The sequence below is a fragment of the Rhodococcus sp. IEGM 1306 genome (genome assembly GCF_036541985.1).
Lineage (GTDB): Bacteria > Actinomycetota > Actinomycetes > Mycobacteriales > Mycobacteriaceae > Rhodococcus_F > Rhodococcus_F qingshengii.
Map to the genome: position 1 here is coordinate 541,657 of NZ_JAZHFF010000001.1, position 26,813 is coordinate 568,469.

The window sequence follows — 26,813 nt, forward strand, 5'->3', positions numbered from 1 at the left end:
ACGACGAACAAGGAGTGGTCATGGCAACTGAGGTGGAGTCCGGTGACCTCGTGCAGGCAGCCGGCCATGCGGGTCCGTGGACGGTAGTCGAAGTTCGCCAGGGGATGGCGCTGCTCGAACACAGTGACGGGCACAGGTTGTCGCGTCGAACGACGACGTTGACCGTCGTCCGCAAGGGCTCGGGCAAGAAGGCAACGGCCGTCGAAGACGGGAACGACGAAAACGGATCGCCAACTCTGTTCGACTGAAACCGCAGCTCGACTGAAACCGCAGCTCGACTGATCTTCCGTCAGTTCGAGACGGCGTCAGCTGGAGAAAATGTCGTCTACGCGTTTGTCGAAGTATTCGGCGATTCGGAACGCCAGTGACAGGCGTGGGTCGAAGTGGCCTTTCTCGATAGAGATCACGGTCTGGCGTGTGATGCCGAGCGCGTCGGCGCACGCTTGCTGTGACAATCCGGCTGCCGTACGAAGTTCTTGAAGGTTGTTGCGCATCAGATCTCGTCAGATCTCGAATGTGGGGTGCGGCCCCTCGACACTGCCCAGTACCGGATTCCGAAGTCGGCCAGCCCGAGGGCTGTAAACATTACGAGCGGCAGTTCGGGAGCGCCGAAGACATTGTGCGCGATCAGCGCGATCCCCATGGCAGTGATCAAGTCGGTGAACGCGCCGAAGCCGGCCTTGCGACTCCATTCTGTTTCGACGGTGTCCTCGGGGTAGGCGGGGGCCTTGTCGTTCTCCGATGGAAAAAGGGCCCACGCCGACCCGATACAAGCCGGTGCCATGACGATTGCGAAGACGATGAAGGCCAACGTCTTCCGATCATCGGCGGTCAATGCTGCAAAAAAGCTGAAGGCTAGCGTTGCAGCGACGCCGATACCGATGATCAGGCTCCACCGTGCCGTGGTGCTCATGAAGCCTCCCAGGCGTAAGAGTTCTTTGACATGCCTGAGCGTAGGTCTACGTGCGCTGGATGTCAAAGAACTCTTACATCGCGCTGAGGGTCAAGCGACCCCGAAAGGCGCTGCGTATGAAAACTTCCCCGTCTGATCGGGGCGGTGCGTGGTGAGGGTCCTGATCTGAAAGTGCTCGCCCCACTCGGCTTCCGGAGACTCGATCCCGGCGTCCGTGCTGGTGACGAACCCGAACTGCGGGTAGTACTCGGTGCTGCCCAGGAGTGCGAGCAGTGGCACGTCCAGAGCGTCGGACGCACCGATCACCGCGTGCATCAACGCCGAACCGACGCCGCTGCGTTGGTTGTCCGGTGTGACTGCCAACGGGCCGAGGCCAACCGCCTCAACGGGACCGACCCATCCGCGTGTTCCGATCACGAAACCAACGATCTCATCACCGGCGACGGCGACAAGGGACAACTTCGGTAAGTAGTCGTTCGAGGCGAAGAGTTGACGTGTCAGTTCGATCTCGTAGGGAGACTCGCCGGGCGGCGCTTGGTCGGCAAACGCCGCCCCGAGCAGTGAATAGATTGCGTCACGGTCGGAAGAAGTTTCGCGGCGGATGTACATGGCCACGAAACTACCCGCTTCATCTCCGATCGTGCTCCTCGTTTTCGGCCTGACGTGCCACTCGCTTTTCGTAAGCCGCACGCCCGTTCGGATCTACCGATGTCAGCGCGCGGCGATCGTCGATCACCCGGCGTCCGATGTTGATCATCCATTCGGGTATTACAGCGTCGATGAGGTCCCAGCCCGCAAGGTAACGCGGAACAGTAGTTTCGGCTCGCCGGTGCGCGACCGTGTCGACGACAGCTTTGGCCACGACCTCGGGTTCAACCGTCGGCATGCCCTTTCCGAGTGGCACACCGGAGGAGAGCCCGGTGCGCACCGCGCTGGGCAGGATGGCGCTGACGCTGACGCCGGAATCTGCGAATTCGACACGAGCAGAGGCGGAAAGGCCCACCGCACCGAACTTGCTTGCGTTGTACACGGCCATTCCTGGCACCGGTAGCTTGCCTGCCATGGATGCGATGTTGACGACGTGGCCGCGTCGCCGATCCACCATGCCGGGCAGCACGGTGCGCATCCCGTGAATCGGGCCCCAGACATTGACGTCGAGGGTTACTCGACTGGTGGCGTCGGACTCGTCGAGGAAGCTGCCGAGCGGCATCACGCCCGCATTGTTGACCAGAATGTCGATGTGACCGAATTCGCCGATCACTGTGGAGACGAACACATCCCAGGATTCGCGTGAGGTGACGTCCAGAGCGTACCCGCGGGCCCGTGCGCCGATGGATGCGGCGGTGTCGACGGCCGTCTCCTCGTCGAGGTCGCCGACGCAGACGAGTGCGCCGCGAGCTGCGAACAACTCCGCTGTGGCCCGGCCGATTCCGCGGCCACCTCCGGAGATGACGACGACTGCTCCGTCGAGATCGATCGGCGGGTAGGTGGTGCCGAAAAGGCTCATGTGGTGTACTCCGGTTCGGGGGTGGTGGTGGGCTCAGCGGCGGTGTCGTCTGACGCAGGGTTGTCGGACAGCGTGTGGTTGTAGGCGTATGGATCGAAGGCCCGTAGCCGTCGACGCATGGCTCCTGACGACCACGGCCAGTTGAAGCTGTTGCGGCCGTTGACGTCGAAGAAATAGCTTTCGCAACCACCGGCGTTGTAGACCGTGGTACCCAATGCCTCCTGAACTTGAGAGTTGAAGGCTGCCTGTACTTCCGGGCGCACGTCGATGGTTTTCCAGCCGTGCCGACGAGCGTGGCCGATCGCCTGTGCCACATAGTTCAGTTGGGCTTCCAGAATCATGAAGGCCGACGTGTGTCCGGTGCCGAGGCTCGGGCCCAGCAGAATGAACGCGTTGGGGAATCCGCTGACGGCGGAACCGAAGTACGCCCGCGGGCTTCCCTGCCAATGATCGTCGAGTGATCGACCTTCTCCGTCGAATACCTTTGATGCAATGGGCATGTCGAGGATGTGGAAGCCCGTTCCGAAGATGATCGCGTCCACTTCCGATTCCACTCCGTCGGCTCCGATCACGGTGTTGCCGTGGATCTCTTCGACTGCGTTGGCATGGACGGTCACGTTGGGTCTGCCGAGGGCCGGGTAGTACGAGTTCGACATGAGTAGTCGCTTGCAACCGAGGGTGTAGTCGGGAGTCAGCGCCTTGCGTAGCTTCGGATCGCGCACCTGCAAGCGCAATTGGGCCGACCCGAGTTTCTGCACGATACGCAGGATCCACGGATTGCGGAACCCCAATCCAAGCGCTTCCATGATTCCGTATTCGATGCTGCGTAGAGCCTTGTGCGCTCCCGGTACGAATCGCATGACGGACCTTTCGATCCGCGGTACGTAGTGATCGGGTTTGGGAAGGACCCATTGAGCGGTGCGTTGGTAAAGGTGAAGGGCGGACACGTCGGAGACGATGCGCGGCACGAATTGGACTGCGGAAGCGCCGGTACCTACGACGGCGACGCGCTTTCCGATCAAGTCGTAGTCGTGATTCCACTGCGAGGAATGAAACACCTCGCCCTCGAACGTTTCCAGCCCGGGGATCGCCGGCGTCAAGGGTTCGTTCCACGGGCCGGCGGCGGCTATCACGAAACGAGCAGTGAGTTCACCGCTGGAAGTTGTGATCTTCCAGAGTGATTGCGATGCGTCCCACTGTGCGGAGAGCATTTCGACCCCGAAGCGAACGTGCTTGTCGACCCCGTGGCGGACGGCCGTGTCCTCGATGTACTCGCGGATCTCCGGCTGCTCCGCGAACAGTCGGGTCCAATCCGGATTGGCGGCAAAGGAATACGAGTACAGGCCGGACGGGACGTCGCAGGCGCAACCGGGATAGGTGTTGGCGCGCCAGGTGCCGCCGAGGGAGTCCGCTTTCTCGAGCAGGACAAAATTGTCGATCCCGAGGCGCTGCAGGTGAATTGCTGCACCGATCCCGGAGATCCCGCCACCGATGATCACGACCTCGAAGTGGTCAGTTCTGTTGTTCACTGAGTCTGCGCTTTCACTGGTGGGACGGGGTGGAGTGGAACGGGCGCGCATCGAGTTCGCGTTTCACGCTCGCACGTGTTGTACGTAGGGATGATTCGAAGGTGGCGAGCCGCCGTCGGCCGTCCATGAAGTTGGCGCCCATGACGGCGAGATCGTCGTCGGTGGCGTCTATGCGCAAGACCCTGGTTCCCGCAGCGCGCACCAGTTCGATTTCCCGGTCGAGGCCCTTGGACATGGAGTTCCGCAGGGCGCCGCGTTCGATACGGGCGGCGCCGCGCGCCGGCTTCAGTGTTCGAGATGCCATGGGCGCCAGTACAACCAGCTCGTCGAGTTCGAGGGGGAGCAGGAGGTCTACCGATGCCGTGGACGCCGCGCCGCCGTCGATGTACCTGACGCCGTCGATGGTGACAGGTGGGAACCAGCCGGGAATCGCCCAAGACGCTCGAAGCGCTTCACCGACTGTCGCTTTCGGAGCCCCCTGTGCCCCGAACGCGACCCGTCGCCCGGTTCTGTAGTCCATGGATACCATGTACGCGCACGGATGTGGGAGCCACGAATCGCCAGGGGCAAGAGATTCGGCGAGCGTGGTGAGCCAGGACGGGTCGCCGCCACCACGCGGTGCGATACCGCTCATCCGGCTCAGAACGGGAAGATCTCGACGCGTCACCAGTCGTGGATTGCCGATCCCCAAACTCGGAAGTGGCGGGATTCTTCCGGGCGCCGATGCTGTGTGGGCGAGGAGTTCGGGACGTGCGGCGGGCTCTCCGAGTTGCATGGCTACCAACTCGTCGACGCCGACTCCGCTGCCGAGCATTGTCACGAACTCGGCTCCGGCGGACGTGCCGATGATGGCGGTGGCTTCGCGGGGATCCCAGTCGAGGGCGTCCCGAACCGAGGCGAGGGCAGCAACGGTCCAGGCGAAGCCGAGGGTGCCGCCGCATCCGATTGCCAATCCCCGTCTAGGCGCGCTGTGTCGTCCGGACCCGGGCGCGGTGGTGCCGGTCACTTCTGAAGTCATATTTCGGAGACTATCAGTATCTGAATAACGTGGGTACCCCAAATTTGGGTTTCGGGAGTGCGCCTGCGGTGCGCTTCCGGTATTCGGCTACCGTTGGAATCTCGATACTCAGAACCGCGAGGAGGTTCCGATGGCGCGATTGACCAGGCAGGAAGCGCAGGCGATGACCCGCGAGACCTTGTTGGCGACGGCCGTCGAACATTTCCTCGATCGCGGGTACGCCGCCGCGTCGCTCGATCAGATCGCTGAGGATGCCGGTTATTCCAAAGGTGCGGTGTACTCGAACTTCAAGAACAAGGACGAGTTGTGCGCCGAGGTGCTCGGCCGAATCAGGTTGACCAAGGTCGGCGAGATCACCTCACAGCTCGGAGCCAATTCGACGCTCGACGACGCGGTGGCCGAGTTCGCGCGATGGGCCGAGCGAACCATCGGGGACAAGAGATGGACGTTGCTCGAAGTCGAGTTCTCGGTGCGATCGCGGCACAGCGAAGAGATCCGCGAAAAGATCGCGACGGGTGCCGATCAGGTGCGCGGATTGATTGCCGGAGTGGTGCAACATCTTGCCGAGTCCAACGGCGTGACGCCGGCACTGGACCCGAACGCCGCGGCACTGCGCATACTCAGCGTCGGAATCGGTTTGGGGCTACAGCGTGCGATCAGCCCTGAGCTGCCGGTTGATCCGCTGGTGGATACGTTGCGGGAGATTTTGCTGGGTGGGTGAGTAGAACGCGGAGCATTCCGCCGATCTCGGCGACGGCGGTGCGCGAACCCACGCTCGGTCCCAGAACGTTGACGAAGCCGTGGATGAACCCGCGATAGCGTCGATCGGTCACGTGAACACCGTTGTCGCGCAATCGAGCTGCGTAGGCTTCGCCTTCGTCCCGGAGTGGATCGAATCCCGCCGTGATCACGATGGCCGGCGGCAGTCCGGTCGCGTCGGGGGCGCGTAGCGGCGACACCATCGGATCGAGTCGATCGGCATTGCTGCCGAGGAAGCTGGACTCGTAGAAGTTCATGTTGGCCTCGGTCAGGAAGAAACCTTCACCGAACGTCGTTCGCGAGGGGGCCTTCTCGTGAAAGTCGGTCGCGGGGTAGATCAACAGCTGCGCCGCCGGTGGGGTCTTGCCGTCGTCGCGGGCACGCAGCGCGACCGTTGCGGAAAGATGCCCGCCCGCGCTGTCGCCCCCGACAGCGATGCGCGTCGGGTCTGCGCAGAACTCGTCGGCGCGGTCGACGATATCGAGGTAGGCGGCGTAGGCATCGTGTACCGGTGTGGGGAAAGCGAATTCGGGTGAGAGCCGGTAGTCGACCGAGATGACCCGTGCGCCGGAGGTTTCGGCCAACAGGCGGCACGGGGCATCGTGGGATTCGATGCTGCCCTGTACCCACCCGCCGCCGTGGAAGTAGACGAGCAGAGCGCCGGTGTCGGCTGTCGGGACGTAGAGCCGGGCGCGAAGCGGGCCGTCGGCACCCGAAACGGAGATCTCCTCGGTGTGGACGGGCGTGGGCCTGCCGCCCATCATGATCGCGGTTCGGGTGAGATTGGCGCGAGCAGCGGCGAGTGACTGGGGATCGGTTGAATGCGAGGGGAGTGGCCGCGTCTTCGCGAGCGTGAGCAGAAGGTGTGCGTCGGCGTCGAGCGTGTTGCCCTCGATGACGACGGGTGGTCCGGTGATTCGACGTTTCACCGCGCTGGGCAGTGCGAATGCGGCTGCCACCAAGGATGCTTCGGCGCGATCTCGAATGCTGCGGCTGCTGGCCTGCTTCACGGATTCCGACACGTGGCGCAGACTACCAAGCATGACTACTGCGGCACTGTCGATCACGCAGATCGAGAACACACATCTGGTTCGGTGCGGTCACGCCAATTGGGTCCTGGTCGAAGAGGGGTCCGATCTGACCTTGATCGACGGCGGATATCCGGCCAACGGCACCGACGTCGAACGCTCGATCGAACAGATCGGTCGCCAGCTCGGGGATGTTCGGGCAATTCTCGTCACTCACGCGCACATCGATCACATCGGTGGGATCGCGGACATCGTGACTCGGCTCGAGGTTCCGGTCCTGATGGATCCGTTGGAAGTGCCGCATGCGAAGAGGGAGTATCTGCAACAGTTGTCGCCGGCCGGAGTTCCGTTGCTGTTGTGGCGGCGAGGTGCTCCGAAATGGCTTCGCGACGTGATCGGAGTCGGCGCGTTGAAAGGTGCGGAACTGCCTCGGGCACAGTCCTTTGCGTCCGGTGGTGCGCTGGACGTTCCCGGTCGGATCGTGCCGATTCCCACTCATGGGCATACCGACGGCCACAGCGCTTACCTTGTTCCCGACGCAGGAGTGATCGCGTCGGGTGACGCTCTGGTGACCGGACATGGGACGTCGACCGTCGCCGGACCACAATTTCTGGTGTGCCCCTTCAATCATGACCGTGAAGCGACGGACCAGGCGTTGGACAATATCGCCGCTGTACCTGCCGGCGTGCTGTTTCCCGGACACGGTCCGGTTTACGAGGGCAGCATGACTGCCGCGGTCGAACAGGCCCGAGCGGGCCGGACAAGGATGCGTCCATGACTACTGTCGAAACGGTCGACGAAGGTGCGGTGCACGGTTTCCTTCATCGACCTGCATCTGTGTCCTTCGCGTCGCCCGTCGCCACGCTTGCACTGACTCACGGCGCGGGAAGTAACTGCGACACCGTGCTGTTGCGTGCTGTTGCCGACGGCTTTGCTGCGGCAGGAGTGCAAGTTCTGCGCTTCGATCTCGCGTTTCGGGTGCGTCGAGCTTCGGGCCCTCCGCATCCGTCGCGTGCTGCAGAGGATCGCGCGGGCATTGCCGAGGTGATTGCTGCTCTTCGCAAGGACTACTCGGTGCCCGGACCCGTTCTGCTCGGCGGACATTCGTACGGCGGTCGGCAGGCGTCGATGCTTGCGGTGGAGAACCCGGGACTTGCCGACGGCCTGGTCCTTCTCTCCTATCCACTGCATCCACCGAAGAAGCCCGAGAAGCTCAGAACCGAACACCTGCCCGAACTGAACACACCGACCGTTGTCGTCCACGGTTCGAAGGACGAGTTCGCGACAACGGAGGAGATGCGGGCAGCACTCGCCTTGATTCCCGCCGCGACTCGTCTGGTGGAGTTCGAAGGAGCTCGACACGACTTGTCCGTGGTGAAATTTCCGGTGGTGGAGGAGACAATCGCGGCCGCATCGGCGGTGTTTGCGTTCTGAACGCCGAGCGGGCGGTTGCCCGTGTCGGTGGTTCCTGGTGAGATCGAACCATGAGTGCCCAGCCGTATCAGCCCAGTGCCCTGTCCGACGTCACGGTGAGCGTCGACGGTGACGACACAGTCGTCAGCTTTCCTCGGGTGCTGCCGTATTCCGTCGAGAAGGTGTGGGAGGCGATCACCGACCCGGAGATGTTGGCGCAATGGACGCCGTACACCGCCGATCGGAATCTGAGCCGTACCGGTGATGCGGTGATCACCATGCTCACCGAGGACGGCGCCCCCGAAATGTCGCTGCCGGTCACCGTTCACGTCGTGGAGACCACTCGGCGGCTCGAACACGAGTGGGGCCCGGACGAATTGGTGTGGGACCTGACCCCGATCGAAGGCGGTACCCGCGTCGTGCTGACGCAGAGGTCGCGCGCCGAGGGGATGGCGTCGGCGCTCGCTGCGGGGTGGCATCTGTGCTTCGACGTACTCGATGCCCTTCTGGCAGGCGAGCCCTTCGGACCGATCGTGGGTGAACGGGCGCGCGAGTACGGCTGGGACGCACTCAACTCCGGTTACGCGCGACAGTTGGGCATCGACGAATCTCAGGTCTGGTAGCTGCTCAGAGTTTGTGACTGGCAGGCTTTCTGGTGGAGGCTCGCGCGATCAGTTCGACGGGAAGCTTCACGGATTCGACGTTCTTGCCGGAGATCAGTGCGAGTAGGTGCTCGAGCCCGGTCGCACCGATCTTTCGGGCGGGGGACCTGACCGTCGTCAGGGGCACCGGGAGTTGGGAGACAACCGGAATGTCGTTGTAGCCGACCAACGCAAGATCGTCGGGAATGCTCAACCCGAGATCACGGGCCACACCGAGTACGCCGATCGCGATGGTGTCGCTCACCGTGAAAACGGCGTCAGGGCGCGTGTTCCCGCTGAGCAGTGTGGCCGCCGCATCGACACCCCCTTGAACTTCGAACTCGGACGCCACTATTCGGTTCGGCGGCAGTTCCAGACCGGCTTCGGTCAGGGCATCGCGGAAACCCGCGACGCGTTCCCTCGACGTGCTGGCGTGATCCGGCCCCGCGATCACTCCGAGATCGCGATAGCCGCAGTCCAGTAGATGCTTCCCCGCGAGGTAGCCGCCGAGGCGGTCGTCGCCGCTGACAAAGGGAAGGCTTCGGTTGACGGATGACGTCGCCGAGTCGATGTGCCGGTTCAGCAGCAGGATCGGCAGTGAGCGCAGGGGGAGCGAGTCGACGAAATCGGTACCCGGCAGGTGGATGCTGCTCAGCATGAGACCGTCGACCTGTCGGCTCACCAGGAACTCGACCGCTTTGCGTTGCGCTTCCAGGTCGTCGGGCGGGCTGGAGAGCAAGACGGAGTACCCGGCTGCGGTGGCGGCTTCCTCGATGCCTTGGAACATGGTGGCCACTACAACGTCTGTCAGTCTCGGCATCACGACGCCGATAGTGGTGGTCTTGCGGGTGCGCAGGCTGGCCGCCCACAGGTTCGGTTGGTAACCGAGTTCCTCGGCAACCTGACGAACTCGGAGTGCGGAGTCGGACCAACCGTCGGCGGGCTCGGGCTGACGGAGGACCCGCGACGCCGTCGAGATGTGGACCCCGGCCTGGTCGGCGATTTCGCGCAACGTCGGCGGACGGCCGTTGCTGCGGTTCGACGGATCGGGCGTCATCTGCGTCGTGGCTCCTGGTCTGCGTCGGTTCTGAGTTGGTTCGGTGTCGGTCGGCAGTTCGGGGATTGACGGGTGCGCAACCGGGCTCTACTCTAGGCGATGCAAACGATTGCGCAATCGTTCTCGCAAAGGATTGCGCCCGAGAACACTGGAGGCCCCGTGACCACGCCGCAGTCCCTGTCCGAGCTTTTTGCCATCGACACCCTGCTGGACGCCGAGGAGATCGCGATCCGCGACACGGTCCGCAAGATGGTCGACGATCGCATTCGCCCGCACGTAGGTGAATGGTTCGAAGCGGCAGCACTGCCGGCTCGTGAGCTGGCCAAGGAACTGGGCGCGCTCGGCGTACTGGGCATGCACCTCGAGGGCTACGGCTGTGCCGGGATGAGCGCCACGGCGTACGGGTTGGCCTGCCAGGAACTCGAAGCTGTCGATTCGGGCATTCGCAGCCTCGTCTCGGTCCAGGGCTCGCTCGCCATGTTCGCGATCCACCACAACGGAAGTGAAGAGCAGAAGGAAGAATGGCTCCCGCGAATGGCGGCGGGTGAAGCCATCGGCTGCTTCGGTCTCACGGAACCCGATTTCGGATCCAACCCCGGCGGTATGCGAACCAACGCCAAGCGCGACGGCGACGACTGGATCCTCAACGGCACCAAGATGTGGATCACCAACGGCTCCATCGCGGACGTCGCCGTGGTCTGGGCTCGAACCGACGACGGCGTGCGCGGATTTGTCGTTCCCACCGACACTCCGGGATTCTCCGCCCCCGAGATCAAGAACAAGATGTCGCTCCGGGCGTCGGTCACCTCGGAACTGGTGCTCGAGGACGTGCGTCTGCCTGCCTCGGCGATGCTGCCCAAGGCTCGCGGACTGTCCGGCCCGCTCGGCTGCCTCAACGAGGCACGCTTCGGCATCATCTTCGGGGCAATGGGTGCAGCACGTGACTGCCTCGAGACTGCGATCTCATATGCACGTGATCGCAAGGTCTTCGACAAGTCGCTCGCCGCGTATCAGATCACCCAGGCCAAGATCGCCGACATGGCAGTCGAATTGGGCAAGGGGCAGTTGCTCGCCATCCACCTCGGGCGCCTCAAGGACGCCGGGACGGTTCGCCCCGAGCAGGTCAGCACCGGCAAGCTCAACAATGTCCGCGAGGCCATCAAGATCGCCCGTGAATGCCGAACCATTCTGGGCGCCAACGGCATCACGCTCGAGTACCCCGTGATCCGGCACGCCAACAACCTCGAATCCGTTCTCACCTACGAGGGCACGTCCGAGGTTCACCAGCTCGTGATCGGCCGCGCTCTCACCGGTGAAGAAGCTTTCCGGTGACGGCAGACGCTGTCGGAGCGCTCGACGGGTTGGTGATCGCTGATTTCGGCCGCGTCCTCGCCGGTCCGTACGCCACGATGATTCTCGCCGACCTGGGTGCCGAGGTCGTCAAGATCGAGCGGCCGGGTGTCGGGGACGACACTCGCAGCTGGGGCCCACCGTGGGTGGGGGACGAGTCGAGCTACTTTCTGTCGGTGAACCGCAACAAGAAGTCGGTCACTCTGGACCTGCGCGAGCGCGAGGATCTGGAGAGTGCACGCGAGCTGGTTCGCAATGCGGACGTCGTGGTGCAGAACTTCCTGCCGGGAACGATGGACCGTCTGGGGCTGGGCTACGACGCTGTCCGAGAAATGAATCCGCGTGCGGTCTACTGCTCGATCAGCGGCTTCGGTGGCAACAACTCTCTGCCGGGATACGACCTGTTGATTCAGGCGGTCGGCGGATTGATGAGTATCACCGGACCCGATCCCAAGACTCCCACCAAGGTCGGTGTCGCGGTGGTCGACGTCATCACCGGCCTGCATGCCAGCGTGGGAATCCTTGCAGCGCTGCGCCATCGCGATCGCACAGGCGAAGGGCAGCACGTCGAGGTCAATCTGTTGTCCTCGTTGCTGTCCGCACTGGCCAACCAGTCGTCCGGCTACGTGGCCGCGGGCGTGGTGCCGCAGGCAATGGGCAACCGGCATCCGAGCATCGCACCATACGAGGTATTCGACACCGCGGACCGTCCGCTGGTCCTCGCGGTCGGCAATGATCGGCAATTCAGTTCGTTGACAGAGGTTCTCGGAGTTTCCGAACTTGCCGCTGATGCGCGTTTCGCGTCCAACAGCGCCAGGGTTGCGCATCGAGAAGAACTGTTCGACGCCGTCACTGCTGCATTGGCCAAGGGCTCTGCGGACTCGTGGTTCGAGGCACTGACCGAGCGAGGTGTTCCGTGTGGGCCTCTCAACGACATCGCCGACGCGATAGCGCTGGCGGAACGGCTGAATCTCGATCCGGTGGTGTCCATCGACGATCCGCGTCGCGATGCACCGACTCGGCAGGTAGCCAATCCGATTCGGATGAGCGGCACGCCGGCAACCTATCGGTCGGCCCCGCCGCGGTTGGGGGAGGACAGCGTTCCCACTCCGTCCGGAGTCAGTTGACCCAAGCGAATCGGCCACCGGAATACCGGTGGCCGATCTGCGTGTGTGGCCGACTCAGCTGACCTTCAAGACCAGCTTTCCGGTGTTCGCTCCGGCGAAGAGAAGATTGAGGCTGTCGCCGAACGCGTCGATACCGCCGTCGACGACGTGCTCGCGAGCAGTCAATTCGCCACTCTTGATCCACTTTCCGATCTGCTCTTGTGCTTCTGCGTAGCGATCGAGGTAGTCGAAGACCACGAAGCCGGCCATCGTGGCGCGGTTGACGAGAAGTGACAGGTAGTGAGCAGGGCCTGGCTGAGGTTCGGTGGCGTTGTAGCCCGCGATGGCGCCGCAGATGACCACCCGAGCGCCGAGGCGCAGACGGGAGAGAGCGGCGTCGAGAATTTCTCCGCCGACGTTGTCGAAGTACACGTCGATTCCGTCGGGAGCGTTGGACTTGAGCGCCTTGTATACGGATTCGTTCTTGTAGTCGATGGCGACATCGAAGCCGAGGTCCTCGGTGAGCCACGCGCACTTCTCCGGACCGCCGGCGATGCCGATGACCTTGCATCCGTGAAGCTTTGCGATCTGGCCGACCAGACTGCCGACCGCACCCGCGGCACCGGACACGACGACGGTGTCACCGTCTTTCAGCTTTCCGACGTCGAGTAATCCGAAATACGCAGTGACGCCGGGAAAACCGAGAGCGCCGAGCCAGGTCGGTAGGGGAGCGATCGATTCGTCGACCCGAGTGACGTCTGTACCGTCGGAAACGCCGTACTCGGAAGCGCCGAAGGATCCGGCCACGATGTCCCCGACCTGGTAATCGGGGTGCTGTGATTCGGTGATGCGTCCGACGCCGTGGGCGCGCATGACGGAACCGAGCTTGACCGGCGGAACGTACGACTTGACGTCGTTGAGCCAACCGCGCATCGCGGGGTCGAGGGAGAGGTATTCGACCTTGACGACAAACTCGCCCGGTCCGGCGGACGGGATCTCGGCATCGACGTATTCCCAGGTGGAAGCGTCGGGAAGTCCTGTCGGGCGGGCGGCGAGGCGTACTTGGCGGTTGGTCATCTCTCCCCTTCGGCGAAACGAATTGAACTTGAGGCCGGATTCAATATAGGTGATGGATCACGAACTGGGAAGAGTTGGATGAACCGATTGGCGACTATGTATGTTCGATCGATGAGCAATGTGGTCGAAGACGCGCCTGGTTGGTTCACTCGGGCGTTGGCAGCGCCGGTCGAGACGGGGTCGGTGGAGGTCGAGGGTGCCTCGGTGCACTTTCGGGCTTGGGGGCCGACGGGGCCGGGAATCGTGCTGATTCACGGCGGCGCCGCCCACAGTCGCTGGTGGGATCACATTGCGCCGCAGTTCGCCGAGGGGCGCCGCGTCGTCGCTCTCGACTTGACGGGCCACGGCGACAGTGACACTCGCGACGCCTACGCGATGTCCCAGTGGGCTCGCGAGGTGCTGGCGGCGGCCGAGGCCGGGGGAATCGACGGCAAGCCGATTCTGGTGGGGCACAGTATGGGTGGGATTGTTTCTTTCGTGGCCTCGCATCTGCATGGCGAACTGTTGGACGGGGTTGTCATCATCGATTCTCCGCTCAAGGCGCGTACGCCCGAAGAGGAGGCGGCTCGACGCCAGAATGCGTTCGGCCCCAAGAAGGTTTATCCCACCAGGGAAGACGCGATGGGCCGTTTCCGCTTCGTTCCGCCGCAGGATTCGGGTCTGCCTGCGGTGCGTGACCATGTGGCGGCCACGTCGATGGAGGAAGTCGAGGGCGGTTGGTCGTGGAAGTTCGATCCGAATTTCTTTCTCCGAGTAGGCGCCGAAGATGTCCTCGACAGCGAACCACGTTGCCGCGTAGCCTATTTCCGAGCCGAGAACGGCATCGTGTCCGATCGACTCATGGAGCACATGCGCGGATTGTTCGGAACGGAGGCCATCGTGGCGGAGATTCCCGAAGCCGGACATCACGTCATGATCGATCAGCCGTTGCAACTCGTGACCGGGGTGCGAACTGTGTTGAGTGCGTGGTCCGTCGCAAGTCAAGTGCCGGTAGATCAAGCGGCAGGTAACGTCGAGGGAAGGGTAGAAGCATGAGCACGGAATTGACGCTCGAACCGAAAGTCGAAGCTGCACTGAAGTTGTGGCACACCATGATCGAAACCGGCGATCTGTCGGCGCTACCGACGATCGTCGCGCCCGACGCGCAGTTCCGATCGCCCACGGGATTCAAGCCGTACCAGTCCGCGGATGCCGTTGTGCTCATTCTCAATACGGTGATCCAGGTGTTCGAGAACTTCGAGTACCACCGTCAGTTCGCCGGAGCCAACGGTCGACAGGTCGTGCTCGAATTCAGTGCGAACATCGGCGACAAGAGTCTCAAGGGAATCGACATGGTCGAATTCGACGAGGACGGCAAGATCGTCGATTTCGAGGTCATGGTGCGTCCGGCCAGCGGGCTCGCGGCTTTGGCTGCCGAAATGGGTAAGAGGCTCGGGCAGACGCTACCGACCTACAAAGCCTGAACTGAGTCCGGCCAAGGCTCAGTTCGTACTGAATCCGCCGTTGGAGTGAAGGAGTTGTCCCGTAATCCAGCCTCCGGCGTCGGACATCAGAAACCGAACGAGGTTTGCAGTGTCGCCGGGAGTACCCAGCCGGCCGGCAGGAGTCTGGAGGGTTGTGGCCTGTCTGATCGCGGGTGTCATCCATCCTGTGTCGATAGGTCCTGGGTTGACGACGTTGGCTCGTATGCCGCGTGATCCAAGTTCGACTGCGGCGGCGATGACGATGCGGTCGAGAGCGCCCTTGCTGGCCCCGTACGGAAGATTGTGGGCCGCATGGTCGCTGGTGAGTGCGATGATCCGCCCGGCCACCTGACTGACGTCGCGCTGTTCCGGAAGCCGTTCAGCGAACGCTTTGATCAGCAGCCAGGAGGCGCGAGCGTTGACGGCGAAATGTCGTTCCCAGCTCTCGACGGTGGTATCGAGGATCGAGCTGTCGACGCTTTCGCAATGTGAGAGCACCAGCCCACGGAGGTCGTTCCGCGCTGCGGCAGCGTCAACGAGCTGATCGGCCACGTCGGGCGAGGCCAGATCTCCAGGAACGAGGTCGACACGGCTTCCGAGTGCGCGACACTTCTCGGCAATGTCTTGCGGATCGTGCGCTCCGCGCCCGAACCCGACGCGTTCGTCGTAAGGCTCCCAGTAGCCGATAGCCAGATCCCAACCATCCTCGGCAAGGCCCAATGCGAGGCTCGCTCCGATCGACTTGCTCCGACCGACACCGGTGATCAATACGGTCCCGCGCTTGTCAGACACTGCTCGCCTCCAGAGATGTCCTGCAATTCAAATGGGGTGAGGTCACTTCAGATGGAAGCATCACTGTAGCGGGCGAGCTGTCGCCTGTATCGAGCGAGCTGTCGCTGTGCCTCGACCTGACCAGTGTCTTGACACGGCGCTGGTCACAGCGTTTGACTGAGATGCAAGCTCGAGTTGATTCGCCGGACTGTGTCCCGGGAGGTTGACCTATGCGCGGCAATGGAATTGCAGGCAAGGCTTTCTCAGGCGAGGGCTGTAGACGTGGACAAGAATCTCACCGAGCACGGTCTCATCGCGGGACCGTCTCGGTTCTGGCTTTGGTTGGGGTGTGCGTACTTTCGTTTGCCACCACTCAGATGGCCGGCGCGCAACCGGTTGCAGAGAATGTCGATACCGGGTTCGTGATCCCTTTTGCCGGGGCACCGGTCTACGAGAGCGTCGCGCCCACGCAGATGACTACTCCGGATCAACTCAACCAGCCACTCGGTCAGCAGACTGCGGAAGAGATTGCCGCGCAGATCGGACTCGAGCCAGCCGACACTTTGACCGAGGAGCAGTATCGCGACCTCATGGCCGGTGGTGGGGTCGGTGGCAATCTCGAGGATGCCGAGGTGATCGACGAATGCGCCCGGATTCTCACCAATACGAACGGGCGGCCCCTCTATTCCGGCACTACGCCGTCGGTTCTGGCCAGTTACGGGTTGTACGTGAATCCCGACGGATTGCTGGAGAGTCCGGCCAACGCGGATGCGCCGACGCGACAGGTGAATACGCTGATCGCCCCTGGCGGTTTCGTGGGCACCTGGTTGCGCAACAACGGTGCAACGCACACTCTGATTGCGCTCTATCAGTCGGCATACACGGTGCAGGCAGTCTACGGATTTGCAGCGCAACAGATTTCGGGAGCAGCGCAGCTGGTGGCCAACACCAAAGGCGATGTGAATTCGGAAGTCGGCATGTCGATGGCACCGCCGCTCTGGATAGTGAACTTCGCACTGCTCTACATCTTGAAGCCGTCACTGGCGGCGGCCATGCCTGCGCACTGGGCTCCCATTCCGCCTGCCGTTGCCGACGCCGTGAAAGCGAGTCCCACCGGTCAAGTCGCTTTCAGTGACTACGCGTCCTATTTCGAGTGATCGGTCTGGCGGACAGCGCTCACGAACTTCTCGATCAACGCGTGGTCCTTGACGCCGCGGGAGGATTCGACGCCGCTGGAGACGTCGACGCCCCAGGCTCCGGTGGCATCGAGTGCGTCGCGAACGTTGTCCGGGGACAGTCCGCCCGCCAGGATCCACTTGCCTTGCGGGCGGGATTGCTGTTGGGCCCAGTTCCACGGCACCCCTGATCCGGCGTCTGCGCCGTCGATCAGGAGTTCGTCCTCGCCGAGGTCGAGATTGTAACCGTCGCGGACGTTGCTGGAGACGACCGCGCGGATGACGGTGAGGCCGGCATCGTGCAGTCGCTGCACTTGCTCGGCGTCGACAAGATCGTGAACCTGTACGGTGCGAAGCCCGGTGATCTTCGCGATCTCGAGGATCTGTCCGATCGGGTTGCCGAGAAAGACTCCGATTGCACGGATGTGATCGGGAACTCGCGCGAGCAGAGCGACTGCGAGTGTGGGGTCGACTTTGCGGACGCTCTCGGCGAAGACGAAACCGATGGCGTCGACGCCCAGGCCCACCGTGAGGTCGACCGTGTCAACGTCGCGTAGGCCACAGACCTTGATGAATGTCACCTGATACAGAGTACTAGCGTCGTCGTCTAGCCTCGTGCGTGCGACATTTCTACGCGCGAGAGGCTTGACGTGGACTGGCTCTACCGAATCAGTTTGATCTCGGGACCGCTGCCGGTGATCCTGACTGTCCTTGGGGTCCTGGGTGGTGTGTGGCTGCTCGGTTCGAACGTGCGCTGGTACTACCGCAGAGCGGTGCCGATCGCGGGGCTGATTGCGCTGGTGATCATGATCGCCGTGTGGATCACCGCCGAAAAGGTGATCGTGCCGTTCCCCGATCCCATCGAGATGTCGATCTACGTGTGGATCGGTCTCGGTATCTACGCGCTGCTACTTCTCGGGCCGCGAATCAAGGCGGGCGGAACCGTCGCGAAAGCGCTCCTGTCCGTGATCGCGACGGTTCTGGTCGTCATCACTGCCGCGACGCAGATCAATCTGGTTTTCGCCGCGTATCCGACTGTGGGAATTGCGTTCGGACACGACGATTTCGACCGCATCTCACTCAGTGAAGTTCCCGGTCCGACCGATCCTGTTGTCACCGGCGATCCCACCGACACTGTGTGGAAAGCGCCGGAGGGCATGCCGATTCGCGGACGGGTCACGACTTTGCCTGTCCCCGGGACGATTTCAGGATTCTCCGCGCGCGACGCGCAGGTGTATCTGCCGCCGTCGTACTTCACCAATCCGCGTCCGCTTCTTCCCGTGCTCGTGCTCATGGCAGGTCAGCCTGGCAAGCCCGAGGACTGGCTCCAGGGCGGAAAGCTGACCGCGACAATGGATGCCTTTGCACGAGATCACGAGGGGTTGGCTCCAGTCGTCGTGATAGCCGATGGAACAGGGTCGCAGATGGCCAATCCGCTGTGCACCGACTCGTCACAGGGCAAGGTCGGCACGTATCTGGCAAAGGACTTGCCCGCTGCGGTGGCGAATGCGTTCCAGATCGACACGAATCCGCGAGCGTGGGCAATCGGCGGGCTCTCCTACGGTGGCACCTGCTCACTGCAGATGGCGACCAATTACCCCGAGGTGTACCCGACATTCCTCGATCTGTCCGGTCAATTGGAGCCTTCGCTCGGTGACCGACAGCGAACCGTCGACGAGATATTCGGCGGCGACGAAGCGGCGTTCGTGAAGGTGAATCCGATGGACCTGCTGGCGACTCGGAAGTTCCCGAACTCGGGCGGAGTGTTCGTCGTCGGAACAGATGACAATGAGTTCAAGCCCGGTCAGCAAAAGGTGTACGAAGCGGCCAAAGCGGCCGGAATGGACGCCAGGTATCTCGAGCTTCCCGGTGGTCACAGCTTTTCGGTGTGGTCGGCCGGCGTCGAGCAGGAGCTGACGTGGATCTCGCAGCGAATGGGACTGATCAGCTGAATCCTGTTCCGGTTTTGGAACGTGTTCTATATTCGGTGTGTGGCTGCCGTTCGGCAGTCTCTCGATCGTTCACCGACTGGAGTTCAGGCACATGTACGAGTGGTCCGACACCGACCTGATGTTCCGCGACGCCTTGCGGGGCTTTATCGACAAAGAGGTGCGACCTCACGTCGACGAGCTCGAAAGCGGTGCGCTGCCGCCGTTCGACATCATTCGCAAGCTGTACTCGACCTTCGGTCTGGCCGACATGGCACGCGAAGGCCTCGAGAAGTCGCTGGCACGCGAGCGCGGCGAAGCGCCCTCCGGTGACGGTGAGAAGTCGAGCGCCTTCAGCGGCGCCGGCAGCATGGGCGTCGTGCTCAACAGCGAATTGGCCGGAGTCAGCCTCGGCCTGGTCGCATCGTTGGGTGTCAGCCTCGGATTGGCCGCCGGAACTATCCGCAGCCGCGGCACACTCGCGCAGAAGGAACGCTGGCTCCCCGGCCTGGTGACATTCGAGACCGTCGGCGCCTGGGCGATCACCGAACCGGACTCCGGCTCGGATGCCTTCGGCGGCATGAAGTCCTACGTACGCCGCGACGGCGACGACTACATTCTCAACGGCAACAAGACCTTCATCACCAACGGTCCGTACGCCGACGTGATGATCGTGTACGCAAAGCTCGACGAGGGCGATGCGTCGGTTGATCGTCGCGATCGCAAGGTGCTCGCCTTCATCCTCGACAAGGGCATGGAGGGTCTCACCCAGAGCCCGCCGTTCAAGAAGATGGGCATGAACTCCTCACCCACAGGTGAGCTGTTCTTCGACAACGTCCGCATCACCAAGGACCGTCTGCTCGGCGAGACCGAGGACAGCGGAAAGTCGGACGGCAAATCCAGCGCCAAGGAGAGCTTCGCCGCCGAACGCATCGGCATCGCGTCGCTCTCACTGGGCATCATCAACGAATGCCACCGTCTGAGCATCGAATACGCGAAGTCCCGCAAACTGTGGGGACGTGAGATCGGGCAGTTCCAGCTCATCCAGCTCAAGCTCGCCGAGATGGAGGTCGCTCGAATCAACGTGCAGAACATGGTCTTCAATGCGATCGAGCGCACCGCAGCCGGAGACAAAGTGAGCCTGGCGGAGGCGTCGGCGATGAAGCTGTACTCCTCGCGCGCAGCGACCGAGGTCGCGATGGAAGCCGTGCAGCTGTTCGGTGGAAACGGCTACATGGCCGAGTACCGAGTCGAGCAGTTGGCGCGTGATGCCAAGTCGCTCATGATCTATGCGGGCAGCAACGAAATTCAGGTCACCCATATCGCCAAGGGCCTCCTGGGCTGACACCGGTACGTTTTCGCTTGTCGGTCGATCGCAGCAGGAACCAGATAGTCTTGCTGCGGTCGGCGACACCGCGCCGACGGATCGGAGTAAGCAGTGAACGCGTCAGATCCCATTGCGTCAGATTTCACTGCGCCGGATCCCACCAATGTTCATCCGATGGCCGGGCAACCGCGAGTGGTGTTGCTGAGGCCGTTGATCGACAACCCGTTGATCGAGGTAGGGGAGTACACCTACTACGACGATCCGGAGTTCGCCGAAGAGTTCGAGACTCGAAACGTGTTGCATCACTACGGTCCCGACAAACTGGTGATCGGAAAGTTCTGCGCCCTGGCCACCGGTGTCACCTTCATCATGAACGGCGCGAACCATCGTATGAACGGTGTCTCCACCTACCCGTTTCCGATCATGGGCGGTGATTGGGCCAGGCACATGGATTTGGTGCAGGATTTGCCGTCGCGCGGTGACACCGTCGTGGGGAACGACGTGTGGTTCGGCGGGAAGGTGACAGTCATGCCCGGTGTCCGGATCGGTCACGGGTCGATCGTGTCCACTGGCGCCGTCGTAACGCGCGACGTCCCGGACTACGCAATTGTCGGCGGCAACCCGGCAACGGAGATCAAGCGCCGCTTCAGTGCCGAAGACATCGAGAAGTTGGTGCGAATTGCGTGGTGGGACTGGCCGATCGAGAAGATCACCCGCCACGTCCGGGTGATCTCGGACGGGAGTGTCGCGGAACTCGAAGCGGTCGAGTGATCTACCGATCTGCTAGTTCGATCGAGTGAGCGAGTAGTTCCGGACGTGAAGCAGAGCGGCGGCGAAAAGACCGACAGCAAGACCTGTGGCCGTGAAGGTGATCAGGTTCGGTTCGAGGTCGAAGTGGATGATGGCCGATTCGGGGTAGGGCTTCTGCGGGTCACGAGGTTCGGGAAGGACCACCGAATAGAAGGTGGGCGGCCAGATTCGTCCGACAACGGCGACCGCGACTCCGTAGGCTGTGCCGAAAGCTGAAAGTGCAAGCGGAAGAGCAAATTTTCTACCGCGTGTGTCACGGGCCAGCCGCCATCCCGTCGCGTTCAGTATCGCCGAGACGGCAACGGCGACAGCGGTTCCGACTGTCAGAAACCACGCAGTTGCGGGGAACCAATGTGGTGCGTCAGAGTAGCTGTAGCCGTCGATCACCCACATGTATCCGGTCTTGCCGTCCTCCAACGGCGGCGGTGGTGGGGGTTGGATTCCGACATGTTCTGTTCGCGTGGATGGCGTGGCAAATCGCCAGGCGAGCACTCCGAGGATGCTCAGGAGCAAGCCGGTCGCGATGAAAACTGCGAAGAGTGGTTCTGCAACACGGTCGCGCAGCGTTGTGAGTCGCATTCGACGATCGTCTCATCTCAGCCCGAGATCGAGAGTCTTTGTCGGTGGCTTCCATTAGCGTGTGCGCATGACTCTCACACTCGGCATGATCACCTTCGACAGTCTCGATCCCGGTCCGCTCGCAACGTGGTGGGCGGCGCAGTTGGGCGGAAACATCGTCGAGGAGAACGACGGTTGGTTCTACATCGTCGCGGTCCCTGACAGCGCCACCAACTTCGCATTCCAGAAGGTCCCGGACCCCACCGCCGGCAAGAATCGCATCCATCTCGATTTGGGGAGTCCGGATCTCGACGCCGAGGTGGCGCGGCTCGTCGAGGCCGGAGCAACCGAGCACCACCGCGAGAACATGGACGGTTTCCGCTGGGTGACGCTCCTCGATCCTGATGGGAATCAGTTCTGCGTATCCGGTCCTCACGCCTGAGCTAACCGATTCTGTGCTCACCTGATTCGTGGCCACCGATGTCCCGGACACCTGTTCGGGCATGATGAGAGGCATGACTTCTCAGACTTCTCGGACGGCTCGGGCCGGGGCGGCTTCTCCGACCGGGGCCGACGCAGACGGCTTGTGCAGCTTCGTCGATTCGTCACCGTCGCCGTTCCATGTGTGCGCGACGGTGGCGACCGAGCTGACGGCCGGCGGGTTCGTCGAAGTCCACGAAACGCAGTCGTGGCCAGCCGAGCCCGGACGGTACTTCCTCGTGCGAGGCGGTTCGCTGATCGCCTGGAGCACCGAGGGCGTGGGAAACGCCGCTCCGTTCCGGATTGTCGGAGGTCATACCGACAGCCCCAACCTGCGGGTCAAACAGCATCCCGACCTCACTTCGGCCGGGTGGCAGATGGTGGGCCTCGAACCGTATGGCGGTGCGTGGCTGAACTCCTGGCTCGACCGCGATCTCGGTATCTCCGGACGATTGAGTGTCCGGGTGGGAAACACTGTGGAGCAGAAGCTGGTTCGCATCGACGACCCGATTCTTCGTGTTCCGCAGCTGGCTATCCACCTGTCCGAAGATCGCAAGGGTGTGACGCTGGATCCGCAGAGGCACGTCAACGGAATCTGGGGCGTGGGTTCGAAGCCCAAGTCTTTCATCGGCTTTGTCGCCGAGCGTGCGGGTGTAGCCGCGTCGTCGGTTCTCGGCTGGGAATTGATGACACACGACCTTGCGCCCAGCGCAGTCGTGGGGGTGGACAAGGAATTGGTCAGCGCCCCCAGGCTCGACAATCAGGGCACGTGTTATGCAGGGACACAAGCACTTCTGGCCGCAGTCGAGTCGCCCGGTCAGCAGGTCCCAGTGCTTGCACTCTTCGATCATGAAGAGGTCGGCAGCATGTCCGATCGCGGAGCTTTCTCGGACCTGCTGAACACCGTGCTCGAGCGGATCGTGTTGGGACGCGGTGGTGGCCGCGAAGAATTCCTGCAGGCGATGGCCGGCTCGGTATGCGCGTCGGGCGACATGGCACACGCGACGCACCCCAATTACCCGGACCGCCACGAGCCCGCTCATCGGATCGAGATCAACGGTGGGCCGGTACTCAAGGTGAACCAGAATCTGCGCTACGCCACCGATGCGGCCGGTGCCGGCGAATTCGCGCTCGCGTGCGATCAGGCGGGAGTGCCGATGCAGCGCTACGTCCACCGCGCCGATTTGCCGTGCGGCTCCACCATCGGACCGATCACGGCATCACGCACCGGACTGTCCACCGTCGACGTCGGCGCGCCTCAGCTCGCGATGCACTCTGCCCGCGAGCTGATGGGCGCGGCAGATGTCCGCATGTATGCCGACGCGCTCGGTGCGTTCCTCACGCCGCGTAGTTAGAGGGCGGGTAGCTGGGGGAGCGGGCAGTTAACGGGCAGAGAGCCCAGCGGGTGTAGCCGGTAGATCCTCGAAGAAGTCGGCGCTCGGAGTGAAGAACATCGAGCCCGTCACGGCCGTCGAGAAATCGAGCAGACGGTCGTAATTGCCGCGAGGGTTGCCGAGAAACATGTTCTCGAGCATCCGTTCGGTGATCGCCGGCGTGCGGCAGTAGCCGATGAAAAAGGTGCCGATCTCGTCGTCGCCGAGGCGCCCGTACGGCATGTTGGCACGCAGGATCTCGAGAGCCTTGCCGTTCTCGTCCTTGATTGCGTTGAGGGCTACGTGCGAGTTGGCCGGCTTCACTTCGGACGTCATCTCGATGTCCTCGAGCTTGCTGCGTCCGATCACACGTTCCTGCTCGTCGACGGTGATTGCTTCCCAGTCCCGCATCTTGTGGACGTAGCGCTGGATATGGACGTAGCTTCCTCCGGTGAACGCAGGATCTTCGTCTCCGACAGTCACGGCGGCGACGGCGTCGCGGCCCACCGGATTTTCGGTGCCGTCGACGAAGCCGATGAGGTCTCGGTTCTCGAAGTACTGGAAGCCGTGAACCTCGTCGACCACCGTGGCTGCGCCGTGCAGTCGCTTCGTGATCTGCCGAGCCACCTCGAAACACGCATCCATGCTCATCGCGCGGATGTGGAAGAGCAGATCGCCGGGAGTCGACGGCGCCGAGTGAACGTCACCCTGTAGAGCGGCGAACGGGTGCAGTAGCGCGGGGCGCGGACCGGCGAACAGTCGATCCCAAACCGACGAACCGATGCTTGTCACCACATCCAAACCTGATCCGGGGACGCGCAGCCCCACGGCGCGCTGCAGGCCGGCGACGTCGGCGAGTAGTTCTCGTGTGGTGTTCTCACCACCCTGATTTACGGTCGCGACCAGGAAAATTGCAGCCGGAGTGAGGGGAGTGGTCACCGACTGGGACTGTGCCGTGAGGTCGGACTGACGAACATCCTGGGGCATGCGAGGCCTTTCGAGGGAGAGAGTGGGCCGGCCCTGACTTTAAGAAAACCGACCGGATCACCCAAACCGGGGCGGGTGTGACGGGCGATACTTCGCAGGCCCGGAGGTGTTGCGGGTGCTGCCGTCTGCGGAAGTCGTCGGCCCACACCGATAGACTGTCCCCCGGCACGTTCTTTCGTTGGGCACATTCGTGGTGTCCCGCTCCGCGCCGGCTTGCCTCTTGACTCCCGTAGGGAAGGGACCACTCTCCAGTGTCTGCTCACCAGGTCGATACCGTCACGCACGCATCGGCTGATCCCGATGCCGCTCAGCCGTTCAAGGAGCTCGGTCTCAAGGACGACGAATACGCACGCATCAAGGAGATCCTGGGCCGCCGTCCCACGGACGCCGAACTGGCGATGTACTCGGTGATGTGGAGCGAGCACTGCTCGTACAAGTCCTCCAAGGTCCACCTCGGATACTTCGGCAAGACCACCACCGACGAGATGCGCGCCAACATGCTGGCCGGTATCGGTGAGAACGCCGGCGTCGTCGACATCGGTGACGGCTGGGCAGTCACGTTCAAGGTCGAGAGCCACAACCACCCGTCGTACGTCGAGCCTTACCAGGGTGCGGCGACCGGTGTCGGCGGCATCGTCCGCGACATCATGGCCATGGGTGCTCGTCCGATCGCCGTCATGGATCAGCTTCGGTTCGGTGCTGCTGACGCCCCCGATACCCGTCGCGTCGTCGACGGTGTCGTGCGCGGTGTCGGTGGATACGGAAACTCCCTCGGCCTGCCGAACATCGGCGGCGAGACGGTCTTCGACGAGTCCTATGCAGGTAACCCGCTGGTCAACGCCCTCGCTGCCGGCGTCATGCGCGTCGAGGATCTGCATCTGGCCTTCGCTTCGGGCGCGGGCAACAAGATCATCCTGTTCGGCGCACGCACCGGTCTCGACGGAATCGGCGGCGTCTCGGTCCTCGCGTCGGCGACGTTCGACGACGAGGGTGGAGACACCGGCGGACGTAAGAAGCTGCCCGCGGTTCAGGTCGGCGACCCGTTCACCGAGAAGGTGCTCATCGAGTGCTGTCTCGACCTCTACAAGGCCGGCCTCGTCGTCGGCATCCAGGACCTCGGCGGCGCCGGGCTGTCCTGCGCCACCTCCGAGCTGGCTGCGGCCGGCGACGGCGGCATGCACATCAACCTCGAGAAGGTTCCGATGCGCGCCACCGGAATGACCCCGGCCGAGGTGCTCTCGAGCGAATCGCAGGAGCGCATGTGCGCCGTGGTCACGCCCGAGAACGTCGATGCGTTCATGGAGGTCTGCAAGAAGTGGGACGTCCTGGCCACCGACATCGGCGAGGTCACCGACGGTGAGCACCTCACCATCTCCTGGCACGGCGAGACCGTCGTCGACGTTCCCCCGCGCACCGTCGCGCACGAGGGTCCGGTTTACCACCGCCCCGTCGAGCGTCCGGCAACGCAGGATGCCTTGATCGCGAATACGACCGCCGGACTGAAGCGTCCCGAAACCGACGCCGAGCTCGAAGCGACCCTGCTGAAGATGATCGCCTCGCCTGCCCTGTGCAGCCGCAAGTGGATCACCGAGCAGTACGACCGCTACGTCCGCGGAAACACCGTCCTGGCCGAGAACGCCGACGGCGGTGTCATCCGCATCGACGAGAAGACCGGACGCGGGATCGCACTGTCCACCGACGCTTCGGGCCGCTACACCGCGCTCGACCCGTACACCGGTGCGCAGCTCGCGTTGGCCGAGGCTTTCCGCAACGTGGCAGTCACGGGCGCAACGCCCAAGGCCGTCTCCAACTGCCTGAACTTCGGTTCTCCCGAGGACCCGGGTGTCATGTGGCAGTTCCAGCAGGCCGTTCGCGGCCTTGCCGACGGCTGCGCCACCCTCGGCATCCCCGTCACCGGCGGCAACGTCAGCTTCTACAACCAGACCGGATCCACGGCAATCCTGCCGACGCCGGTGGTTGCCGTCCTCGGTGTGATCGACGACGTTCACCGCCGCATCCCGACGGGCCTCGGACTCGAGCCGGGCGAGACGCTGATCCTGCTCGGCGACACCCACGACGAGTTCGACGGCTCCATCTGGTCGCAGGTCGAGCACGGTCACCTCGGTGGCGTGCCGCCGAAGGTCGACCTCGCCCGTGAGCAACTGCTCGCCGACATTTTGCTCGCCTCTTCGCGTGACGGTCTCGTCACCGCAGCCCACGACCTCTCCGAGGGTGGACTGGCCCAGGCTGTCGTCGAAGCCGCGCTGGCCGGCGAAACCGGTTGCCGCATCCTGATTCCCGAGGGCGCCGATCCGTTCGTGACCCTGTTCTCGGAATCGTCGGGACGTGTCCTCGTTGCAGTTCCGCGTACCGAGGAGACTCGCTTCACCGGTATGTGCACCGCCCGCGGCTTGCCGTGGACGCGTATCGGGGTCGTCGACGAGGGCAGCGACTCAGTCGAGGTCCAGGGACACTTCTCCGTCACGATGGCCAAGCTCCGTGAGGCCTTCGAGGGAACGCTGCCCGCACTGTTCGGGTGATAG

29 protein-coding genes are annotated in these 26,813 nt (G+C 63.1%); 16 read left to right on the plus strand and 13 right to left on the minus strand.

Annotated features, from left to right (window positions below; translation table 11 throughout):
- Positions 1 to 20: 20 nt before the first annotated feature.
- Entirely contained in the window at positions 21 to 248 is a 228-nt protein-coding gene (locus V3587_RS02725) for a hypothetical protein (RefSeq protein WP_007733785.1), read from the plus strand.
- A 57-nt stretch (positions 249 to 305) separates the two neighbouring features.
- On the opposite strand, the gene V3587_RS02730 is transcribed toward V3587_RS02725, so the two are convergent.
- From V3587_RS02730 to V3587_RS02755, 6 genes are all read right to left on the minus strand, one after another.
- On the minus strand, positions 306 to 494 hold the full coding sequence (locus V3587_RS02730) for a helix-turn-helix transcriptional regulator (RefSeq protein ID WP_003940277.1): 189 nt from the start codon (positions 492 to 494) through the stop codon (positions 306 to 308).
- On the minus strand, positions 494 to 913 hold the full coding sequence (locus V3587_RS02735; RefSeq protein ID WP_058226193.1) for a hypothetical protein: 420 nt from the start codon (positions 911 to 913) through the stop codon (positions 494 to 496). Before V3587_RS02735 ends, V3587_RS02730 begins: the two co-directional genes overlap by 1 nt.
- A gap of 90 nt (positions 914 to 1,003) precedes the next feature.
- A complete protein-coding gene (locus V3587_RS02740) occupies positions 1,004 to 1,522 on the minus strand; it encodes a GNAT family N-acetyltransferase (protein ID WP_003940356.1) in 519 nt (172 codons plus the stop codon).
- 19 nt (positions 1,523 to 1,541) lie between these two features.
- Complete coding sequence (locus tag V3587_RS02745) at positions 1,542 to 2,420, minus strand: SDR family oxidoreductase (RefSeq protein WP_058226192.1); 879 nt, start codon at positions 2,418 to 2,420, stop codon at positions 1,542 to 1,544.
- Positions 2,417 to 3,949 (minus strand): flavin-containing monooxygenase, encoded by a 1,533-nt coding sequence (locus tag V3587_RS02750; RefSeq protein WP_058226191.1) that lies wholly within the window; start codon positions 3,947 to 3,949, stop codon positions 2,417 to 2,419. The genes V3587_RS02745 and V3587_RS02750 overlap by 4 nt, the downstream gene beginning before the upstream one ends.
- A 13-nt stretch (positions 3,950 to 3,962) precedes the next feature.
- A complete protein-coding gene (locus tag V3587_RS02755; protein WP_042451435.1) occupies positions 3,963 to 4,967 on the minus strand; it encodes a patatin-like phospholipase family protein in 1,005 nt (334 codons plus the stop codon).
- A gap of 130 nt (positions 4,968 to 5,097) precedes the next feature.
- Here V3587_RS02755 and V3587_RS02760 point away from each other — a divergent pair, with 130 nt between their 5' ends.
- Complete coding sequence (locus tag V3587_RS02760) at positions 5,098 to 5,688, plus strand: TetR/AcrR family transcriptional regulator (RefSeq protein WP_030535226.1); 591 nt, start codon at positions 5,098 to 5,100, stop codon at positions 5,686 to 5,688.
- On the opposite strand, the gene V3587_RS02765 is transcribed toward V3587_RS02760, so the two are convergent.
- A complete protein-coding gene (locus V3587_RS02765; RefSeq protein WP_228232235.1) occupies positions 5,624 to 6,748 on the minus strand; it encodes an alpha/beta hydrolase in 1,125 nt (374 codons plus the stop codon). The two genes, V3587_RS02760 and V3587_RS02765, sit on opposite strands and share 65 nt — an antisense overlap.
- A 19-nt stretch (positions 6,749 to 6,767) precedes the next feature.
- Between V3587_RS02765 and V3587_RS02770 the strand changes: the two genes are divergently transcribed.
- The 3 genes from V3587_RS02770 to V3587_RS02780 are packed head-to-tail and all read left to right on the plus strand — an operon-like array spanning position 6,768 to position 8,790.
- Complete coding sequence (locus V3587_RS02770; protein ID WP_283376094.1) at positions 6,768 to 7,532, plus strand: MBL fold metallo-hydrolase; 765 nt, start codon at positions 6,768 to 6,770, stop codon at positions 7,530 to 7,532.
- Positions 7,529 to 8,188 (plus strand): alpha/beta hydrolase family protein, encoded by a 660-nt coding sequence (locus V3587_RS02775; protein WP_283376095.1) that lies wholly within the window; start codon positions 7,529 to 7,531, stop codon positions 8,186 to 8,188. Before V3587_RS02770 ends, V3587_RS02775 begins: the two co-directional genes overlap by 4 nt.
- 50 nt (positions 8,189 to 8,238) lie before the next feature.
- Positions 8,239 to 8,790, plus strand: coding sequence for an SRPBCC family protein (locus tag V3587_RS02780; RefSeq protein ID WP_003940599.1), 552 nt, complete (start codon positions 8,239 to 8,241; stop codon positions 8,788 to 8,790).
- Positions 8,791 to 8,794: 4 nt separating this feature from the next.
- On the opposite strand, the gene V3587_RS02785 is transcribed toward V3587_RS02780, so the two are convergent.
- Positions 8,795 to 9,865 (minus strand): LacI family DNA-binding transcriptional regulator, encoded by a 1,071-nt coding sequence (locus V3587_RS02785; protein ID WP_165639032.1) that lies wholly within the window; start codon positions 9,863 to 9,865, stop codon positions 8,795 to 8,797.
- A 159-nt stretch (positions 9,866 to 10,024) separates the two neighbouring features.
- Here V3587_RS02785 and V3587_RS02790 point away from each other — a divergent pair, with 159 nt between their 5' ends.
- Positions 10,025 to 11,197 carry an acyl-CoA dehydrogenase family protein gene (locus V3587_RS02790; RefSeq protein ID WP_003939770.1) on the plus strand — a complete coding sequence of 391 codons (1,173 nt, stop codon included), beginning with the start codon at positions 10,025 to 10,027 and terminating at the stop codon, positions 11,195 to 11,197.
- Positions 11,194 to 12,342, plus strand: a complete 1,149-nt coding sequence (locus tag V3587_RS02795) for a CaiB/BaiF CoA transferase family protein (protein ID WP_283376096.1) — start codon at positions 11,194 to 11,196, stop codon at positions 12,340 to 12,342. The genes V3587_RS02790 and V3587_RS02795 overlap by 4 nt, the downstream gene beginning before the upstream one ends.
- A 54-nt stretch (positions 12,343 to 12,396) precedes the next feature.
- On the opposite strand, the gene V3587_RS02800 is transcribed toward V3587_RS02795, so the two are convergent.
- Positions 12,397 to 13,398 carry an NADP-dependent oxidoreductase gene (locus V3587_RS02800; RefSeq protein WP_003939765.1) on the minus strand — a complete coding sequence of 334 codons (1,002 nt, stop codon included), beginning with the start codon at positions 13,396 to 13,398 and terminating at the stop codon, positions 12,397 to 12,399.
- 111 nt (positions 13,399 to 13,509) lie between these two features.
- Between V3587_RS02800 and V3587_RS02805 the strand changes: the two genes are divergently transcribed.
- A complete protein-coding gene (locus V3587_RS02805; RefSeq protein ID WP_042922296.1) occupies positions 13,510 to 14,433 on the plus strand; it encodes an alpha/beta fold hydrolase in 924 nt (307 codons plus the stop codon).
- Complete coding sequence (locus V3587_RS02810) at positions 14,430 to 14,861, plus strand: nuclear transport factor 2 family protein (RefSeq protein ID WP_003940510.1); 432 nt, start codon at positions 14,430 to 14,432, stop codon at positions 14,859 to 14,861. Before V3587_RS02805 ends, V3587_RS02810 begins: the two co-directional genes overlap by 4 nt.
- Before the next feature lie 18 nt (positions 14,862 to 14,879).
- On the opposite strand, the gene V3587_RS02815 is transcribed toward V3587_RS02810, so the two are convergent.
- Positions 14,880 to 15,653 (minus strand): SDR family oxidoreductase, encoded by a 774-nt coding sequence (locus tag V3587_RS02815; protein ID WP_007733807.1) that lies wholly within the window; start codon positions 15,651 to 15,653, stop codon positions 14,880 to 14,882.
- A 209-nt stretch (positions 15,654 to 15,862) separates the two neighbouring features.
- On the opposite strand from V3587_RS02815, the gene V3587_RS02820 reads away from it, so the two are divergent.
- On the plus strand, positions 15,863 to 16,789 hold the full coding sequence (locus tag V3587_RS02820) for a hypothetical protein (RefSeq protein ID WP_283376097.1): 927 nt from the start codon (positions 15,863 to 15,865) through the stop codon (positions 16,787 to 16,789).
- Here V3587_RS02820 and V3587_RS02825 read toward each other — a convergent pair.
- A complete protein-coding gene (locus V3587_RS02825) occupies positions 16,777 to 17,388 on the minus strand; it encodes a phosphoribosylanthranilate isomerase (protein ID WP_058037744.1) in 612 nt (203 codons plus the stop codon). The two genes, V3587_RS02820 and V3587_RS02825, sit on opposite strands and share 13 nt — an antisense overlap.
- A gap of 69 nt (positions 17,389 to 17,457) precedes the next feature.
- Here V3587_RS02825 and V3587_RS02830 point away from each other — a divergent pair, with 69 nt between their 5' ends.
- The 3 genes from V3587_RS02830 to V3587_RS02840 all read left to right on the plus strand — a co-directional run bounded on the left by V3587_RS02830 (position 17,458) and on the right by V3587_RS02840 (position 20,833).
- Entirely contained in the window at positions 17,458 to 18,759 is a 1,302-nt protein-coding gene (locus tag V3587_RS02830) for an alpha/beta hydrolase (protein ID WP_283376098.1), read from the plus strand.
- A gap of 91 nt (positions 18,760 to 18,850) precedes the next feature.
- The gene (locus V3587_RS02835; RefSeq protein ID WP_037128824.1) at positions 18,851 to 20,080 is read left to right on the plus strand and encodes an acyl-CoA dehydrogenase family protein; all 1,230 of its coding nucleotides are present in this window, start codon (positions 18,851 to 18,853) and stop codon (positions 20,078 to 20,080) included.
- 156 nt (positions 20,081 to 20,236) lie between these two features.
- Positions 20,237 to 20,833, plus strand: coding sequence for a CatB-related O-acetyltransferase (locus V3587_RS02840; RefSeq protein ID WP_283376237.1), 597 nt, complete (start codon positions 20,237 to 20,239; stop codon positions 20,831 to 20,833).
- Positions 20,834 to 20,845: 12 nt separating this feature from the next.
- On the opposite strand, the gene V3587_RS02845 is transcribed toward V3587_RS02840, so the two are convergent.
- The gene (locus V3587_RS02845) at positions 20,846 to 21,451 is read right to left on the minus strand and encodes a hypothetical protein (RefSeq protein WP_283376099.1); all 606 of its coding nucleotides are present in this window, start codon (positions 21,449 to 21,451) and stop codon (positions 20,846 to 20,848) included.
- Positions 21,452 to 21,518: 67 nt separating this feature from the next.
- Here V3587_RS02845 and V3587_RS02850 point away from each other — a divergent pair, with 67 nt between their 5' ends.
- Together V3587_RS02850 and V3587_RS02855 are read left to right on the plus strand one after the other, a co-directional pair.
- Positions 21,519 to 21,872: a VOC family protein gene (locus tag V3587_RS02850; protein WP_020970627.1), complete on the plus strand. Its 354-nt coding sequence runs from the start codon at positions 21,519 to 21,521 to the stop codon at positions 21,870 to 21,872.
- Positions 21,873 to 21,945: 73 nt separating this feature from the next.
- Entirely contained in the window at positions 21,946 to 23,265 is a 1,320-nt protein-coding gene (locus V3587_RS02855; RefSeq protein ID WP_283376100.1) for a M18 family aminopeptidase, read from the plus strand.
- A 27-nt stretch (positions 23,266 to 23,292) separates the two neighbouring features.
- Here the strand turns inward: V3587_RS02855 and V3587_RS02860 are convergent, their stop codons facing one another.
- Positions 23,293 to 24,270, minus strand: a complete 978-nt coding sequence (locus V3587_RS02860) for a Dyp-type peroxidase (RefSeq protein ID WP_283376101.1) — start codon at positions 24,268 to 24,270, stop codon at positions 23,293 to 23,295.
- A 251-nt stretch (positions 24,271 to 24,521) separates the two neighbouring features.
- Here V3587_RS02860 and purL point away from each other — a divergent pair, with 251 nt between their 5' ends.
- Positions 24,522 to 26,810: a phosphoribosylformylglycinamidine synthase subunit PurL gene (gene purL, locus V3587_RS02865; RefSeq protein ID WP_003940379.1), complete on the plus strand. Its 2,289-nt coding sequence runs from the start codon at positions 24,522 to 24,524 to the stop codon at positions 26,808 to 26,810.
- Positions 26,811 to 26,813 lie beyond the last annotated feature (3 nt).